Genomic DNA, 14896 nt, shown 5'->3' with positions numbered 1-14896 from the left:
TGTAAGGAAGGGCACCTTCTTAACGCCTGCGGTAGAGAAAGGGCCCCCTGTTAACACCGGCACCCCGACGCACCGACGCACCTTTACGCACCGACGCACCGACGCACCGGCGGGCTGGCGGGCTGGCAGCGGGTCAGTCGGCGTCGATCAGGGCCCGACGGACGGCGGAGAGCAGTTGACCCAGGCCGAAGGCGGCCAGCAGCACCCACACCGCCGTCGCCATGGTGATCGTGCCGGCCGCCAGGTCCAGCTCGATCAGCCCGGTCAGACCGGCCAGCAACAACCCGGCGACGGCCACGCAGACCCGGGTGGGCCGCTCCCCCACGGTCACCGCGCCGATCTCGCGCATCCCGGCGGCGACCGCCCGGGCCCGGACGTACTCGTGCAGCCAGGACAGCGCGCCGGCTGCGGCGACCAGTCCGCCCGGCGCGCCGACCAGCCAGAACGCCACCAACCAGGCGGCCTCGCCGAGCCGGTCGGCAAGCGAGTCGTAGACATAGCCGAGCCGGGTGGTGCGGCCGGTGGCCACCGCCACCGCACCGTCGACGCTGTCCGCCACCGAGGCGAGCAGCACGAACAGCGCGGCCAGGAACGGCCCGTCGCCCGGCCGCCCCGCGACCAGCGGTACGCAGAGGCAGAGCAACACGCCGAAGACGGTGACCGCGGTCGGGCCGACCCGGAGCCGGCCCAGCAGGAACCCGACGTGGTAGGCGAAACGGAGCCAGCCGCGTACCACGGGGGTGGCCGCCCGGGGGTCGAACCCGCCGTGCAGCCGGGCCCACGCCGTGGCGTACTCGTTCCAGTTCAGCTGTCTGCCCACCACGGTTCAACCGACTCGATGGCGCTGAGGTGTCGCGCCCGCCGCGTCACGTCGCGGCGCCCACCCGCAGGTTCTGCCAGATCTCACGGGTCGCGGTGGAACGGTTGAAGGTGATGAAGTGGATCCCGGGGACACCCTCGTCGAGCAGTCGCCGGCACATCTCGCTGGTCTGCTCGATACCGAGCCGGCGGACCGCCTCCGGATCGTCGGCGACCCGCTCGAACCGCGCGGCCAGGGCCGGCGGGAACGGCGCCCCGGAAAGCTGCTCGGAGCGTTCGATCGTGCCGATCTTGGTCACCGGCATCACGCCGGCCAGGATCGGCGTGTCGCACCCGGCGGCGGCCACCCGGTCCCGCAGGCGCAGGTACTCGTCGGCGTCGAAGAACATCTGGGTGATCGCGAATTCGGCGCCGGCCCGGCACTTGCGGACGAAGTAGTCGGTGTCGGTGTCGACGTCCGGCGAGCGCGGGTGACGGTACGGGAAGGCGGCGACGCCGACACTGAAGTCGCCGGAGCGGCGGACCAGCCGGACCAGGTCCTCGGCGTAGTTCACGCCGTCCGGGTGCGGCACCCACTCGCCGTTGGGGTCGCCGGGCGGGTCGCCCCGCACCGCCAGCACGTTGCGCACCCCGACACTGGCCAGCCGACCGATCACGTGCCGCAGCTCGGCCACCGAGTGGTTGACCGCGGTCAGGTGGGCCATCGGCAGCAGGGTGGTCTCGGTGGCCACCCGCTCGGTGACCGCGACCGTGGTGTCCCGGGTCGTACCGCCGGCACCGTAGGTGATCGAGACGAACGAGGGGCGCAACGGCTCCAACTCGCGGATCGCCTGCCAGAGCTGCCGCTCGCCCTGCTCGGTCTTGGGCGGCATGAACTCGAAGGAGAAGGTCGGCTGGCAGTCGCGGACCAACTCCCCGATCGCCGGTTGCGAGTTCGGGAGGATCGAGGGAAGTCCGAGCGCCACGCACCGACTCTAGCGGCCGGTCCCGCGTACCCCCAGCACCTTCCCAGGGGTGGGGACGTGGCCGGCGCCCGCCGGAAGGCCCGGTGACCCAGGTGGGCCACGGCGCGCCGGACGGTGGGTGGGTCGCCGTGTCCGGCCCCGACCCATTAGCGTCGGGACGTGACCCACGCTGCTCCTGTCTCCCCCGTCGACCGTGCCGGCCTGCGCCAACGCGTCGACAAGGCACTGGCCGACTTCCTCGCCGCCCGCCGGACCTGGATGACCGGCGTCGACGACGCGCTGGTGCCGGTGGCCGAGGCGATCGAGGCGTTCGTGCTCGGCGGCGGCAAGCGGCTGCGGCCCGCCTTCGCCTACTGGGGGTACCGGGGCGCCGGTGGGGTGGACACCGATCCGGTGGTGACCGCCCTGGCCGCGCTGGAGTTCGTCCAGGCCAGCGCCCTCATCCACGACGACCTGATGGACCGGTCGGACACCCGACGGGGTGAACCGGCGGTGCACCGCCGCTTCGCCGCCCGGCACCGGTCGGCCGGCTGGGGCGGCGACCCCGACGGGTTCGGCGACGCGGCGGCGATCCTGCTGGGTGACCTCTGCCTGGTCTGGTCCGACGAGTTGCTGCACTCCGCCGGGCTCGACCCGCGGACGGTGGCGCGTGCCCGGCCGGACTTCGACGAGATGCGCACCGAGGTCACCGTCGGGCAGTACCTGGACGTGGTGACCCAGGCGACCGGCGACACCTCGCTGGAGCGGGCCGGCAAGGTCGCCCGGTACAAGTCGGCGAAGTACACGGTGGAGCGGCCGCTGCTGCTCGGCGCGGCGCTGGCCGACGCGCCCGCCGACGTCCGCATCGCCTACTCGGCGTACGGGCTGCCGCTGGGCGAGGCGTTCCAGTTGCGCGACGACGTGCTGGGCGTCTTCGGCGACCCCGCGCAGACCGGCAAGCCGGCCGGTGACGACCTGCGCGAGGGCAAGCGGACGTACCTGGTCGCCGCGGCGATGGAGGCCACCGACGAGGCCGGACGCGCGCTGCTGCTGGCCGGGCTCGGCGACGCCGACCTGGACACCGAGGGCGTGGCCCGGCTGCGTGAGCTGATCACCTCGACCGGGGCGCTGGCCCGCACCGAGCAGCGCATCGTCACGCTCACCGACGCGGCGCTCGCCGCGCTGACCGCGGTGGACCTGGACACCGAGGCCCGGCAGGCCCTGGTGGACCTGGCCATCGCCGCCACCCGCCGGGCCGACTGACCGGCGCGCCCGCGACCGGGCCGGCGGCCCGGTCGCGGCAGGTCGGGGCGGTCGGGTCAGAAGCCGAGGGCCTGCGCGCGACGCTTGATCTCGCGGGCCTGGTCGCCGGCCAGGGCGGCGGCGGGGGTGCCGCCGGGCAGGGAGGCGTCGGGCTCGTAGAGCCAGCGCAGCGCGGCCTCGTCGTCGTAGCCGGCGTCGGCCAGCAGGTTGAGCACGCCGGGCAGGTGCTTGAGCACGGTGCGGTTGGCCACCAGGTCGGCGGGGATCCGCCGGACGCCGTCGCGGCGTACCGCGATCAGCTCACGATCCCGGATCAGCTGGTGGACCTTGCTGATCGTCAGGTCGAGCCGTTCGGCGACGTCCGGCAGGGTCAGCCAGTCGGCGGGGCCGGCTTCGGGCGCGGCGCCCTCGGCGGGTACGGAGTCGGTCACCGGACCACCCTGCCATGCCACCCTCCCCCCGGGTCAACGACCTCCCGTCAGCGCGCTGAGCAGGGACGGCGGAACCCGGAGTACGCAGGGTGGCCCCACGGAGGCGGCTGCGGCGGTAGCATCCTGTTCTGCCTCTCCACCTCCACCGGAAACAAGAATTCTACCTACCACCCCTGGACACATAGACTCCCTGCCGATGGACACACAGGTCGCCGACACGTTGCTGGGCTCGCTGATCGACGGGCGCTACCGCATCCGCGGTCGCGTGGCTCGTGGCGGCATGGCGACCGTGTACACCGCCACCGACGAGCGGCTCGAACGCACCGTCGCACTGAAGACCATTCACGCCACCGCCGGCGCCCCGGGACGCCCCGGGCTGGCCGGCTTCGTCGACCGCTTCACCGACGAGGCCAAGACCATCGCCCGGCTCACCCACCCCAACGTGGTGGCCGTCTACGACCAGGGCACCCACGACGGTATGCCCTACCTGGTGATGGAGTACGTGCGCGGTCGCACGCTGCGCGAGGTGCTGGCCGAGCGACGCCGGCTCAACCCGGACGAGGCGCTGGCGATCACCGAGCAGGTGCTGGCGGCCATCGCCGCCGCCCACCGGACCGGGCTGGTGCACCGCGACATCAAGCCGGAGAACGTGCTGGTCGCCGAGGCGCCCAGCGGAGGCCCGGCCAACCTCGTCGACGGGGTGGTCAAGGTCACCGACTTCGGGCTGGCCCGGGCGGTCGAGGCCAGCACCGACCACGACAACGGCAACCAACTGATGGCCACCGTGGCGTACGTCGCGCCGGAGCTGGTCACCGACGGCCGCGCGGACGCCCGCACCGACGTCTACTCGGCGGGCATCGTGCTGTTCGAGATGCTCACCGGCCGGGTGCCGTACGAGGGTGACCGGCCGATCGACATCGCCTGGCAGCACGTCGACCGGGACGTACCGGCACCGTCGTCACTGGTCCCCGGCCTGCCCAGGGTGCTCGACGACCTGGTGGCCCGAGCCACCCGACGTGACCCGGCGGCCCGTCCCGCCGACGCCGGTGCCCTGCTGGCCGAGGTACAGGTGGCCCGGGACGGCCTCGGCACCGCGAACAGCCACACCGCCATGCTGCCGTCGCTCGCCGACGGGCCGGTGGTCTCCCAGCCGACGATGGTGGTCTCGACGGTTCGCCCGCCCGAGCGGCCGCCCTGGGCCCGGCTGCCCGAGGGCAGCGCCAGCCCCCCGCCCCGGGGCCGACGCCGGGCCGCCCCGAGTGGCGGCGACGGACTGCCCGCCCAGTTGGCCGCGCTGCGGGCCCGCCTGTTCGGCGGGGACTCCGGCGGGCGCCTGGCCATCGCCGCCGTCGTGGTGGTGCTCGGGCTGGTCGCCGCACTCGGCGGCTGGTGGTTCGGGGTCGGCCGGTACACCACCGCGCCGGAGCTGGTGAGCATGAGCAAGGCCGAGGCGGAGTCCCAGGCGTCCCAGGGCGGCTTCACGATCCGCTACGCCGAGCCCCGGCACGACGACGAGGTGCCGCGCGACGGCGTGCTGGCGCAGGAGCCGGCTTCCGCCGCCCGGGTCCTCAAGGGCGGCACCATCACCCTGACCCTGTCGCTGGGACCGGACCGGTTCCCGATGCCGGACGTGGTCGGCAAGGACTTCGACCTGGCCGAAGCGGATCTGGCCAACGCACAGCTCGAGGTCGTCAAGGGCCCGGCCCGGTTCGACGACGGCCTGCCCGAGGGCATGGTGGTGGCCACCAAGCCGGAGGCGGGCGAGGAGGTCAAGCCGGGGCAGGAGATCACCGTCTTCCTCAGCAAGGGACGGGCCCCGATCACCGTGCCGAACCTGGTCGGCAAGAGCCTCAACGAGGCGCGCGGGATCATCGGCCAGCTCGGCCTGGTGCTGGTCGAGCCGACCTACAAGGAGTCCGACAAGCCCCGCGACGAGGTGCTCGGGCAGAGCCCGGCCGACGGCAGCGGAGTGGAGAAGGGCGCCCAGGTCCGGCTGGAGGTCAGCGAGGGGCCGCCGCAGGTGACCGTGCCCCGCGTCGTCGACCTGCCCTGCCAACAGGCCAAGCAGGTGCTGGAGAGCCAGGGCTTCCAGGTGTCCGTGCAGTTCAACCCGAACGCCGTCGCCCGGTTCCAGAACCCGAGCGAGAACGCCCAGGTGCCGCCCGGCAGCCAGATCACCATCGGGTGCTTCTGATGACGGCGGCGCACCCCGGCCACCAGCCGCACGGCCACCGGCCGCTCGGCTCGCACACGCCCACCTCCGGCGGGCTGGCCAAGGCGGCACTGCCGTACGTCGACGGGGCCGGGTCCGAGGTGGCCCAGGTCTACGTCGGCAACTCCCGGGGCTGGGCGACGCCGGCCGGTGACCCGGTGCAGGACGCGCTGTTCCGCGACGGCTGCGCCGAACGCGGCGTGAGCGCGTACATCCACGCGTCGTTGCTGGTCAACCTGGGGTCGCCGACGGAGGCCACGGTCGAGCGTTCGGTGCAGAGCCTTGCCCACGCGCTGCGCCGGGGTGCCGCGATCGGCGCGCGTGCGGTGGTGTTCCACGCCGGCAGCGCGGTCGACGCCGGGCACGCCGAAGCGGCCATGCGGCAGGTACGCGAGTCGCTGCTGCCGCTGCTGGACTCGGCCGCCGCCGGTGACGGGCCGATGCTGCTGGTGGAGCCGAGCGCCGGTGGCGGCCGGTCCCTGGCCAGCCGGGTGGAGCATCTCGGGCCCTACCTCGACGCGGTGGACCGCCACCCCTGGCTCGGCGTCTGCTTCGACACCTGCCACGCCTGGGCCGCCGGGCACGACCTGGCCGCCGAGGGCGGAATGACCGAGACGCTGGACACCCTGGTGGCCACCGTCGGCGCGGACCGGCTGCGGCTGGTGCACGCGAACGACTCGAAGGACCTGTGCGGTTCCACCCGCGACCGGCACGAGACCATCGGCAAGGGCCTGATCGGCGAACCGGCCTTCGCCGAGCTGATGCGGCACCCGGCCACCGCGGGCGTGCCGATCCTGGTGGAGACGCCCACCGAGGGGTACGAAGGCCACGCCGCCGACATCGCCACGCTGCGCCGCCTCGCCCCCGCCTGACCGCCGGACCGAGCCGGACCGGGCTCGCCTGGGTCGCCGGCGTCCGTAGCCCGCTGGCCTGCCGGCCCGCCGCCACGCGCGGGCGCGGCGGCGGGTGGGTCAGCGGCGCAGGATGCGGGTGAGCACGGTGGCGGCCCGGTCCACCTCGTCGTCGGTGACGTCCAGGTGGGTCACCAGCCGGGCGGTACGCGGGCCGAGGACCGAGACCAGGACACCATCGCCACGGGCTGCGGCGGCCAGCGCCGGCGCGTCCAGGGACGCCTTGGTCAGGTCCAACGGGACCAGATTCGTCCGCGCGGCATTCGCCAGCACCCCGAACGGGGCGATCGCCTCGGCCAGCCGGGCCGCCTTCGCGTGGTCCTCGGCGAGCCGGTCGACGTGGTGGGCCAGCGCGTACCGTCCGGCGGCGGCCAGGATGCCGGCCTGGCGCATCCCGCCCCCCATCCGCTTCCGGATCGACCGGGCCCGGTCGATCCGCTCGGCACTGCCGATCACCAGCGAGCCGACCGGTGCGCCCAGCCCCTTGGAGAGGCAGACCGACAGCGTGTCGAAGAGCGCACCGTACCCGGCCAGCGGCACCCCGTCGGCCACGTGCGCGTGCCAGATCCGGGCACCGTCGCAGTGCAGCGCCGCCTGCGCGGAGTCGGCCACCTCCCGCAACGCGCGGAGCGTGTCCAGCGGGATCACCCCGCCGCCGCCCCGGTTGTGGGTCTGCTCCACGGCGATCGCCCGGGTCGGCACCGCCCAGTAGCCGTCCGGCCGGAGCATGCCGGCGACCACGTCGGGGTCGATCTGCGCGCCCACCGCCGGCCAGGTCCGCGAGGTGATCCCGCCGTACGCGGCAGCCGCGCCCATCTCGTACGTGATGACGTGCGCGTCGGGGTCGCAGAGCAGCTCCGCACCGGGCGGCACCACCAGTTGCAGGGCGATCTGGTTGGCCATCGACCCGCTCGGGCAGAACAGCGCCGCCTCGTGCCCGAACAGCGCGGCGACCTCAGCCTCCAGCGCGTTGACCGTCGGGTCCTCGCCGTAGACGTCGTCGCCGACCTCGGCGGTGGCCATCGCCTCCCGCATCCCGGCGGTCGGCCGGGTCACCGTGTCCGACCGCAGGTCGATGAAATCAGCCACAGTTGTCCCTTCGGCCGCCGACTGCGGGGCTCGCAAGCTCACTCCTCACGTCAGCCACTGTCATACCTGGGCTACCGACTGCGGGGCTCGCAAGCTCACTCCTCGCGTCAGCCACTGTCATTCCTGGGCTACCGACTGCGGGGCTCGCAAGCTTACTCCTCACGTCAGCCACGGAGCATCTCCGCTACGAGGAACGCCAACTCCAGCGACTGCTGGGTGTTCAGGCGGGGGTCGCAGGCGGTCTCGTACCGGCCGGGCAGGTCCAGGTCGGCGATGCCCTGCGCGCCGCCCAGGCACTCGGTGACGTCCTCGCCGGTCAGCTCGACGTGCAGGCCGCCCGGGTGGGTGTCCAGCCCCCGGTGCACCTCGAAGTAGCCCAGCACCTCGTCGACGATCCGGTCGAAGTGCCGGGTCTTGTAGCCGTTGGACGACTCGTGGGTGTTGCCGTGCATCGGGTCGCACTGCCACACCACCTTGGCCCCGGCGGCGGTCACCTTCGCCACGATCGGCGGCAGCGCGTCCCGGACCTTGTGGTTGCCCATCCGGCTGATCAGCGTGAGCCGGCCGGGGATGTTGTCCGGGTTGAGCTTCTCGCACAGCTCGATGGCGTCGTCCGGGGTGGTGGTCGGGCCGAGCTTGACGCCGATCGGGTTGGCGATGCGGGAGATGAAGTCGATGTGCGCCCCGTCGAGCTGCCGGGTCCGCTCGCCGATCCACAGGAAGTGCCCGGACAGCCCGTACGGCCGGTTGTCGGAGACCCGGGTCAGCGCGCGGTCGTACTCCAGCGCCAGGGCCTCGTGGGAGCAGTAGAGGGTGACCGTACGCAGCGCCTCGTCGTCGGTCATCCCGCAGGCCCGGATGAAGGCCATCGCCCGGTCGATCTCCCGGGCGATCGCCTCGTACCGCTCGCCGGCCGGGGAGTTGCGCACGAAGCCCTTGTTCCAGTCGTGCACGGCGTGCAGGTCGGCGAGCCCACCGGCGAGGTACGCGCGGAGCATGTTCATCGCGGCGGCCGAGTTCGCGTACGCCCGGATCATGCGCTGCGGGTCGGCGACGCGCGCCTCCGGCGTGGCCTCCAGCGAATTGATCATGTCGCCGCGGTAGGCCGGCAGCCCCCGGGCGTCGGTCGGCAGCGACCGGGGCTTGGTGTACTGCCCGGCCACCCGGGCCACCTTGACCACCGGCAGCGAGGCGCCGTAGGTGAGCACGATCGCCATCTGCAGCAGCGTGCGGGCGTTGGCCAGCAGGTGGCTCTCGGTGTTGTCGGCGAAGGTCTCCGCGCAGTCACCGCCCTGGAGCAGGAACGCCTTGCCCTCGCAGACCAACGCGAGGCGCTGGCGGAGCTGGTCGACCTCGTACGGCGCGACCACCGACGGGACCGTGTCCAGGACCTTGCAGACCTCCGCCACCTGGGCCGGGTCCGGCCAGGGTGGGGTCTGGGCCCGTGGCAGCTCCCGCCAGCGGTCCAGGCCGAGGGCCTCGTCCTCGGCGGAGTCCACGGTCGGACGGCTGGTCTGCAACACCGGGCTGCCCACCGACGGATGGCTCAACTGATGCCACTCATGGCGCATGAATCCCAGCGTACGGCGACCGGCCGGGTGGGCGACCGGCGAGGGGCCGGGTTCCGGCAGATGGACGCGTCAGGCGAGCGTGCAGGTCACGGAGTCGGCGCCGGGGCGCTGCCGTCCGGCGCCACCGGCGCGGGGCTGTTCCCGCCCGGCCGTTCGGCGGAGATGCACCAGTCGAGCCCGTCCCGGGTGACCGTGAACAGCAGCGCGCGGGTGGCCTCGCGGCGACCGGCGGTCACCGTGACCGAGACGCTGACCTCCTGTCCGGCCTCTCCGGGCCGGATGTCGACGATCTCGGAGCGGGGCACCTCGAAGTGGTCGGCGAAGTCACCGTTGGGGCCGGTGGCGGCCCCGTCGAACGCCTCGTGCAGCGCGGCGCAGAGCTGGCTGCGCCCGGCCGCCACGTCCTTGGCCGCCATCGCGTCAAGGTACGCCTGCACCCGCTCGCGCGCCTTGGTCATGGCTTCCTCGGCGGGGGCCCGACCGGGCTGCTCCGCCTCGTCCTCCCCGCCCAGCAGGCCGCACCCGACCAGCGCGGACGGCATGGTCGCGAGCAGCACGGCGGTGACGACGGATCGCCGGAATCTCGTTGGCATCGCTGTCGTGACCTCCCGCCCGCTCGATCGGCGAGTCTGTCACACCCGCCCTTGGTGTAAGGAAGGGACCCTTCCTATCGCTTTTTGTATAGGACAGGGTCCCTTCCTTACACGCACCCCCCGCACCCCCCGCACCCGCCGCACCCGACGCACCCCCGCACGGCGGGCAGGCGGACGGGGAGGGGCCGGTGCGGCCCCTCCCCGTCGTGTGGGTGATGCGTCGGCCTTCGGCTCAGCCGAGACCGCCCTTGATGGCGCCGATCAGCTCACCGTTGCTGGTGTCTCCGGAGAGCTCCCAGAAGAACGCGCCACCGAGGCCCTGGTTCTTCGCGTACATCATCTTGCCGCCGATGGTGGACGGGGTGTCGTAGCTCCACCAGTTGCTGCCGCACTTGGCGTACGCGGTGCCGCCGACGGTGCCGGTGGCCGGGCAGGTGTTCTTGAGCACCTTGTAGTCCTCGATGCCCTGCTCGTAGGTGCCGGGGGCGGGCCCGGTCGCGGTGCCGCCGGGCGTCGTCTGGGTCACGCCGGTCCAGCCCCGGCCATAGAAGCCGATGCCGAGCAGCAGCTTGTTGGCGGGGATGCCCTTGCTCTTGAGCTTCTGGATGGCCGCGTCCGACCAGAAGCCCTGCTGCGGGATGCCGGTGTACGAGTAGAGCGGCGAGTGCGGCGCCGTCGGGCCCTGCGCGTTGAAGGCGCCGAAGTAGTCGTACGTCATCGGCATGATCCAGTTGAGGTGGGTCGCGGCACCGGCGTAGTCGGTCGCGTCGATCTTGCCGCCGTTGCTGCCGTCCGCCGTGATCGCGGCGGTCACCAGCGCCGACGAGCCGAACCGGGTACGCAGCGCGCTGACCACGTTCTTGAACGCGTTCGGGCCGCTGGCGTCACAGGTCAGTCCGCAGGCGTTGGGGTACTCCCAGTCGATGTCGATGCCGTCGAAGACATCCGCCCAGCGCGGGTCCTCGACCATGTTGTAGCAGCTCTCCGCGAAGGCGGTCGGGTTCTGCGCGGCCTGGGTGAAGCCGCCGGACCAGGTCCAGCCGCCGACCGAGAAGATCACCTTGATGTGCGGGTACATCTTCTTGAGCTTGCGCAGTTGGTTGAAGTTGCCCCGCAGCGGCTGGTCCCAGGTGTCGGCGACGCCGTCCACGCTCTCCGCCGCGGTGTACGCCTTCTCGTAGTCGGCGTAGCTGTCACCGATGGTGCACCGGCCGCCGGTGGTGTTGGCGAACGCGTACAGGATGTGGGTCAGCTTCGACGCCGAGCCGCTGGTGTGGATGTTCTTGACGTGGTAGTTGCGGCCGTAGACGCCCCACTGGGTGAAGTAGCCGACCACCTTCTGGCCGCTCGGCGGCGGCGTGGTCGGGGGCGGGGTGGTGGGCGGCGGAGTCGTGGGCGGAGCGGTGGTCGGCGGGGTGGTGGTGGGCGGCGTCGTGGTGGGCGGCGGGGTGCCGCCACCGCAGGCCACGCCGTTGACCGTGCAGTTCAACGGCGCCCGGTACGCACCGGTGCCGTTGTAGCCCCAGCTGAAGGAGGCGCCCGGGGCCAGCCCACCGGCCCAGCTCTTCTTGACGGCCACGTAGCGGTTGCCGTCGCGGGTGACGTCGGCGTCCCAGGAGCTGCTGATGCTGGTGCCCGAGGGCAGCTCGAACTCGATGCGCCAGGTGCTGACGTTGGCGGTCGAGCCGTTGGTGACGGTGACCCGCGTCTCGTGACCGGTCCCCCAGTCCGACACCCGGCTGAACGAGGTGGTCACGCTTCCGGCGCCGAACGCCGAGGCCATCGGGACCGTGGCGACGGTCACCGCGACCACGGCGCCGACCCAGAGGGCCCGGCGGAGCGATCTCTTCATGTGGCGTCTCCAAACAGTTAGGAAACTTTCCAAAAGGATGAGGAGACGCTACTCACACGACACCACTTCGTCAAGATGTCCATGTATCGATCCCGGCGCGATCGGGACCCGCTCCACCCCCGAAGCACACCGCCTCCGAGCAGCGGAACCAGCACCCCGCCACCCGACAGCACACCCGCACGCCCCGCCGGACCGCCCACCCGTGGGGGCGCAATCAGGCACACCACCGCACGCGAGCCCCGCGCACGGCATCTCCGCGCATGGCGGTCAGATCGACGACGGCATCGAGCCCCACCGCCGGAGTCTCAATCAATGCCGGTCGACATCTGTCGATCCCCGACCCTGCGGCCAACCGCAGGAATTCAGGACCCGCCGGAACCGTATAGATCCCATGGAGATTCTGTCTCGGTTTCACGAAGGTTCCATGTCGAATCCATGAATATCCACATCGGTCGAATTCATCGCGCGCAATGACGTACCGAACCCGATCGACGGAGAATGCGGCACGGCCGGACCCGCAGGACGCGTGGCGCCACGAGGACAAGCAGAAGTCAACGGGACACTACGGCTACGCATCGTGAGCGCCACAGCGCTCGATATAAACCATTTTGCCCGATAGTATCCGCCATCGGAGGTACCCGCCAGTTACCCGATCCTCCATCCCAGAACTGCACTTCCGCCACCCATACTGTCCGCAATGGCCGACGCCGCAACGTATTCCAATCGCTCCGCTTCCGGCACGGGATGGCAACGAGGTTGTCGTCCTCGGAAACCCGTCGGGTAGGGTCTTATCTCGCTCACCCGGGACTGTCCTGCCTCCGGCCGGCCCACGGAACGACAGATTATCGATAGATGCGCGTACGTCGCCCGAGAATGACGTCGTACCATAAGCCCTTGGAATGGAGACCGTGTCCGCACTCAGAGTGAACTCCCTGTACAAGGTCTACGGGAACCGCGCCGACAAGGCGATGGCAATCCTCAGGAACAGCGCAGGCCGGGACGAGGAGCTGGCGGGGCTACCGGTCACGGCTGCGGTCGTCGACGCGAACTTCGAGGTCAAACGCGGCGAGATCTTCGTGGTCATGGGCCTGTCCGGCTCGGGGAAGTCCACCCTGATCCGGATGCTCAACGGACTGCTGCCCCCCACGCACGGCACGGTGGAGGTCGACGGGGTCGACATCACCAAGCTCAAGCCCGCCGCGCTGCGCAAGCTGCGCCGCGAGAAGATCAGCATGGTCTTCCAGCACTTCGCGCTCCAGCCGCACCGGTCGGTGTTGGACAACGCCGGTTACGCGCTGGAGGTCGCGGGCATGCCCCGCGCCGAGCGCCGGGAGAAGGCACTGCAGGCGCTGCGGATGGTCGGCCTGGACCACTGCGCGGACAAGCTGCCGCAGGAACTGTCCGGCGGCATGCGCCAGCGGGTCGGTCTGGCCCGCGCGCTCGCCGCCGGCACCGACATCATGCTCATGGACGAGGCCTTCTCCGCGCTCGATCCGCTCATCCGCCGCGAGGTGCAGGACCAACTGCTCGAACTACAGGCCGACCTCGGCAAGACGATCGTGTTCATCACGCACGACCTCAACGAGGCGATGCGCCTCGGTGACCGCATCGCGGTCATGCGTGCCGGCCGGATCGTCCAGATCGGCACCGCCGAGGAGATCCTCACCGACCCGTCCAACGACTACGTCGCCCAGTTCGTCGCCGATGTCGACCGGACCAGGATCCTCACCGCCGCGGCGGTGATGGAACGGCCGCTCGGCGTCGTGGACGTGAACTCCGGCCCGCGGGTGGCCGCTCGCGTGCTGCGCGAGACCCAGACGTCAGCCGTCTACATCACCGGCCGCGACAAGCGGTACCTGGGCACCGTGACCGCCGACGACGCCGCCCGGGCGGTCCGGGAGGGACTGACGAACCTCCAGGAGATCGTCTCGACCGAGCACGCCCGAATGGTCGACGACACGACGCCGGTGGCCGACATCTTCGCGCCCTGCGCCGAGAGCCCGGCACCGGTCGCCGTGGTCGACCCGGCCGGGCGACTCGCTGGCGTGATTCCGCGGGTCACGCTGCTGAGCGCCCTGGGCAGCATCAGCGCTGACGCCGGCGAGCTCACCGCCACGCCGGTGCCCGCAGACACGACGCCGACCGCCGACGCGGTGCAGACCGGCGACACGACCGACACGGCGACCGGAGGCGGCACCGCACCTCAGGTACCGGTCCAGGTGGTCACCGAGCCGTCGGTCCGCCTCACGGGAGGGTCCGCATGAACCGCGCCGAGGGTCTCGACGACCTGCTGCCGTACATCCGGATCGGCGACGCGTTCAAGACCGCCGTCGACTGGTCGAGAGAGCATCTGTCCGCCGTCTTCGACGGCATCGCCGCCACCGTCGACGCGCTGGTGGAGCCGCTGGTCGACCTGCTGACCGCGCCCCCGGCGATCGTCATGGTACTGATCTTCGCCGGCCTCGGCTGGTGGCTGCGAAGCTGGAAGTTCGGCCTCGGCACCCTGCTCGGACTCGGCATGGTGGCCGGGATGCCGATCTGGAACCAGACCATGAGTACGCTGGCGCTGGTCCTGGTGGCCAGCGGACTCGCCCTGCTGCTCGCCGTACCGACGGGCATCTTCATCGCGGAGAACCGCCGCGCCTCGGCAATCGTCCGACCGGTGCTCGACCTGATGCAGACGATGCCCGCCTTCGTCTATCTGATCCCGGCCATCTTCTACTTCGGCGTCGGCGCCGTGCCCGGCGTGCTGGCCACCGTGGTGTTCAGCATGCCGCCCGGAGTACGGCTGACCGAGTTGGGCCTGCGCCAGGTCGACCGTGAGGTCATCGAGGCCGGCGAGGCGTTCGGCGCCTCGCCGTGGAAGATCCTGCTGCGCACCAAGCTGCCACTGGCCCTGCCCACCATCATGACCGGCGTCAACCAGGTCATCATGCTGGCGCTGTCGATGGTCGTCATCGCCGGCATGGTCGGCGCCGGTGGTCTCGGTGAGGTGATCATGACGGCACTCGCCCGGGTCCAGGTCGGCGCGGGCTTCGAGGGCGGCATCGCCGTGGTGATCCTGGCGGTGGTGCTCGACCGCCTCACCGACTCGATCGGCGCGCGTACCGCGTCCGCGAAGGCGCAACGCGCCATGCAACGAGCCTGATCCCCCGTCCTGACCCACGCAGGGAAGTCCCGTTGCCGGTGCCCTGCCTCGCTACCGCGAGTT

At 71.7% G+C, this 14896-nt stretch carries 12 protein-coding genes; 5 read left to right on the top strand and 7 right to left on the bottom strand.

Annotation, left to right across the window (positions count from 1 at the left end; all coding sequences use genetic code 11):
- Positions 1–133: 133 nt before the first annotated feature.
- Together ABT008_RS13510 and metF are read right to left on the bottom strand one after the other, a co-directional pair.
- Positions 134–823 carry a CDP-alcohol phosphatidyltransferase family protein gene (locus tag ABT008_RS13510; protein ID WP_350696325.1) on the bottom strand — a complete coding sequence of 230 codons (690 nt, stop codon included), beginning with the start codon at positions 821–823 and terminating at the stop codon, positions 134–136.
- A 43-nt stretch (positions 824–866) separates the two neighbouring features.
- Positions 867–1784: a methylenetetrahydrofolate reductase [NAD(P)H] gene (gene metF / locus ABT008_RS13505; RefSeq protein ID WP_350696323.1), complete on the bottom strand. Its 918-nt coding sequence runs from the start codon at positions 1782–1784 to the stop codon at positions 867–869.
- A gap of 159 nt (positions 1785–1943) precedes the next feature.
- Here metF and ABT008_RS13500 point away from each other — a divergent pair, with 159 nt between their 5' ends.
- Positions 1944–3026, top strand: a complete 1083-nt coding sequence (locus ABT008_RS13500; RefSeq protein ID WP_350696321.1) for a polyprenyl synthetase family protein — start codon at positions 1944–1946, stop codon at positions 3024–3026.
- Between the two features lie 56 nt (positions 3027–3082).
- Here the strand turns inward: ABT008_RS13500 and ABT008_RS13495 are convergent, their stop codons facing one another.
- Positions 3083–3457, bottom strand: a complete 375-nt coding sequence (locus ABT008_RS13495; protein ID WP_350696320.1) for an Rv2175c family DNA-binding protein — start codon at positions 3455–3457, stop codon at positions 3083–3085.
- A gap of 196 nt (positions 3458–3653) precedes the next feature.
- On the opposite strand from ABT008_RS13495, the gene pknB reads away from it, so the two are divergent.
- Both pknB and ABT008_RS13485 read left to right on the top strand, forming a co-directional pair.
- Complete coding sequence (gene pknB / locus ABT008_RS13490) at positions 3654–5651, top strand: Stk1 family PASTA domain-containing Ser/Thr kinase (RefSeq protein ID WP_350696318.1); 1998 nt, start codon at positions 3654–3656, stop codon at positions 5649–5651.
- Positions 5651–6541: a deoxyribonuclease IV gene (locus ABT008_RS13485; RefSeq protein ID WP_350696316.1), complete on the top strand. Its 891-nt coding sequence runs from the start codon at positions 5651–5653 to the stop codon at positions 6539–6541. Before pknB ends, ABT008_RS13485 begins: the two co-directional genes overlap by 1 nt.
- Positions 6542–6640: 99 nt before the next feature.
- On the opposite strand, the gene ABT008_RS13480 is transcribed toward ABT008_RS13485, so the two are convergent.
- The 4 genes from ABT008_RS13480 to ABT008_RS13465 all read right to left on the bottom strand — a co-directional run bounded on the left by ABT008_RS13480 (position 6641) and on the right by ABT008_RS13465 (position 11685).
- Complete coding sequence (locus tag ABT008_RS13480) at positions 6641–7669, bottom strand: threonine aldolase family protein (RefSeq protein WP_350696314.1); 1029 nt, start codon at positions 7667–7669, stop codon at positions 6641–6643.
- Between the two features lie 164 nt (positions 7670–7833).
- Positions 7834–9240 (bottom strand): class II 3-deoxy-7-phosphoheptulonate synthase, encoded by a 1407-nt coding sequence (locus ABT008_RS13475; RefSeq protein ID WP_350696313.1) that lies wholly within the window; start codon positions 9238–9240, stop codon positions 7834–7836.
- Between the two features lie 86 nt (positions 9241–9326).
- Positions 9327–9833, bottom strand: coding sequence for a hypothetical protein (locus ABT008_RS13470; protein ID WP_350696311.1), 507 nt, complete (start codon positions 9831–9833; stop codon positions 9327–9329).
- A 232-nt stretch (positions 9834–10065) separates the two neighbouring features.
- Positions 10066–11685 carry a glycosyl hydrolase family 18 protein gene (locus ABT008_RS13465; RefSeq protein WP_350696309.1) on the bottom strand — a complete coding sequence of 540 codons (1620 nt, stop codon included), beginning with the start codon at positions 11683–11685 and terminating at the stop codon, positions 10066–10068.
- Positions 11686–12584: 899 nt separating this feature from the next.
- Between ABT008_RS13465 and ABT008_RS13460 the strand changes: the two genes are divergently transcribed.
- Both ABT008_RS13460 and ABT008_RS13455 read left to right on the top strand, forming a co-directional pair.
- Positions 12585–13949 carry a quaternary amine ABC transporter ATP-binding protein gene (locus tag ABT008_RS13460; protein ID WP_350696307.1) on the top strand — a complete coding sequence of 455 codons (1365 nt, stop codon included), beginning with the start codon at positions 12585–12587 and terminating at the stop codon, positions 13947–13949.
- Positions 13946–14833 carry an ABC transporter permease gene (locus tag ABT008_RS13455; protein WP_350696305.1) on the top strand — a complete coding sequence of 296 codons (888 nt, stop codon included), beginning with the start codon at positions 13946–13948 and terminating at the stop codon, positions 14831–14833. Before ABT008_RS13460 ends, ABT008_RS13455 begins: the two co-directional genes overlap by 4 nt.
- The last annotated feature ends 63 nt before the right edge of the window (positions 14834–14896 follow it).

It is taken from the genome of Micromonospora sp. NPDC002389, assembly GCF_040296095.1.
Lineage (GTDB): Bacteria > Actinomycetota > Actinomycetes > Mycobacteriales > Micromonosporaceae > Micromonospora.
Note: the sequence above shows the minus strand (reverse complement) of the source record. Positions and strands in the feature narration are given on the sequence as shown.

Excerpts from the sequence above, each read along its gene's own strand:
- pknB (WP_350696318.1), top strand. The coding sequence starts at position 3,654 with ATGGACACACAGGTCGCCGACACGTTGCTGGGCTCGCTGATCGACGGG.
- ABT008_RS13485 (WP_350696316.1), top strand. The coding sequence starts at position 5,651 with ATGACGGCGGCGCACCCCGGCCACCAGCCGCACGGCCACCGGCCGCTC.
- ABT008_RS13475 (WP_350696313.1), bottom strand. The coding sequence starts at position 9,240 with ATGCGCCATGAGTGGCATCAGTTGAGCCATCCGTCGGTGGGCAGCCCG.
- ABT008_RS13470 (WP_350696311.1), bottom strand. The coding sequence starts at position 9,833 with ATGCCAACGAGATTCCGGCGATCCGTCGTCACCGCCGTGCTGCTCGCG.
- ABT008_RS13465 (WP_350696309.1), bottom strand. The coding sequence starts at position 11,685 with ATGAAGAGATCGCTCCGCCGGGCCCTCTGGGTCGGCGCCGTGGTCGCG.
- ABT008_RS13460 (WP_350696307.1), top strand. The coding sequence starts at position 12,585 with ATGGAGACCGTGTCCGCACTCAGAGTGAACTCCCTGTACAAGGTCTAC.
- ABT008_RS13455 (WP_350696305.1), top strand. The coding sequence starts at position 13,946 with ATGAACCGCGCCGAGGGTCTCGACGACCTGCTGCCGTACATCCGGATC.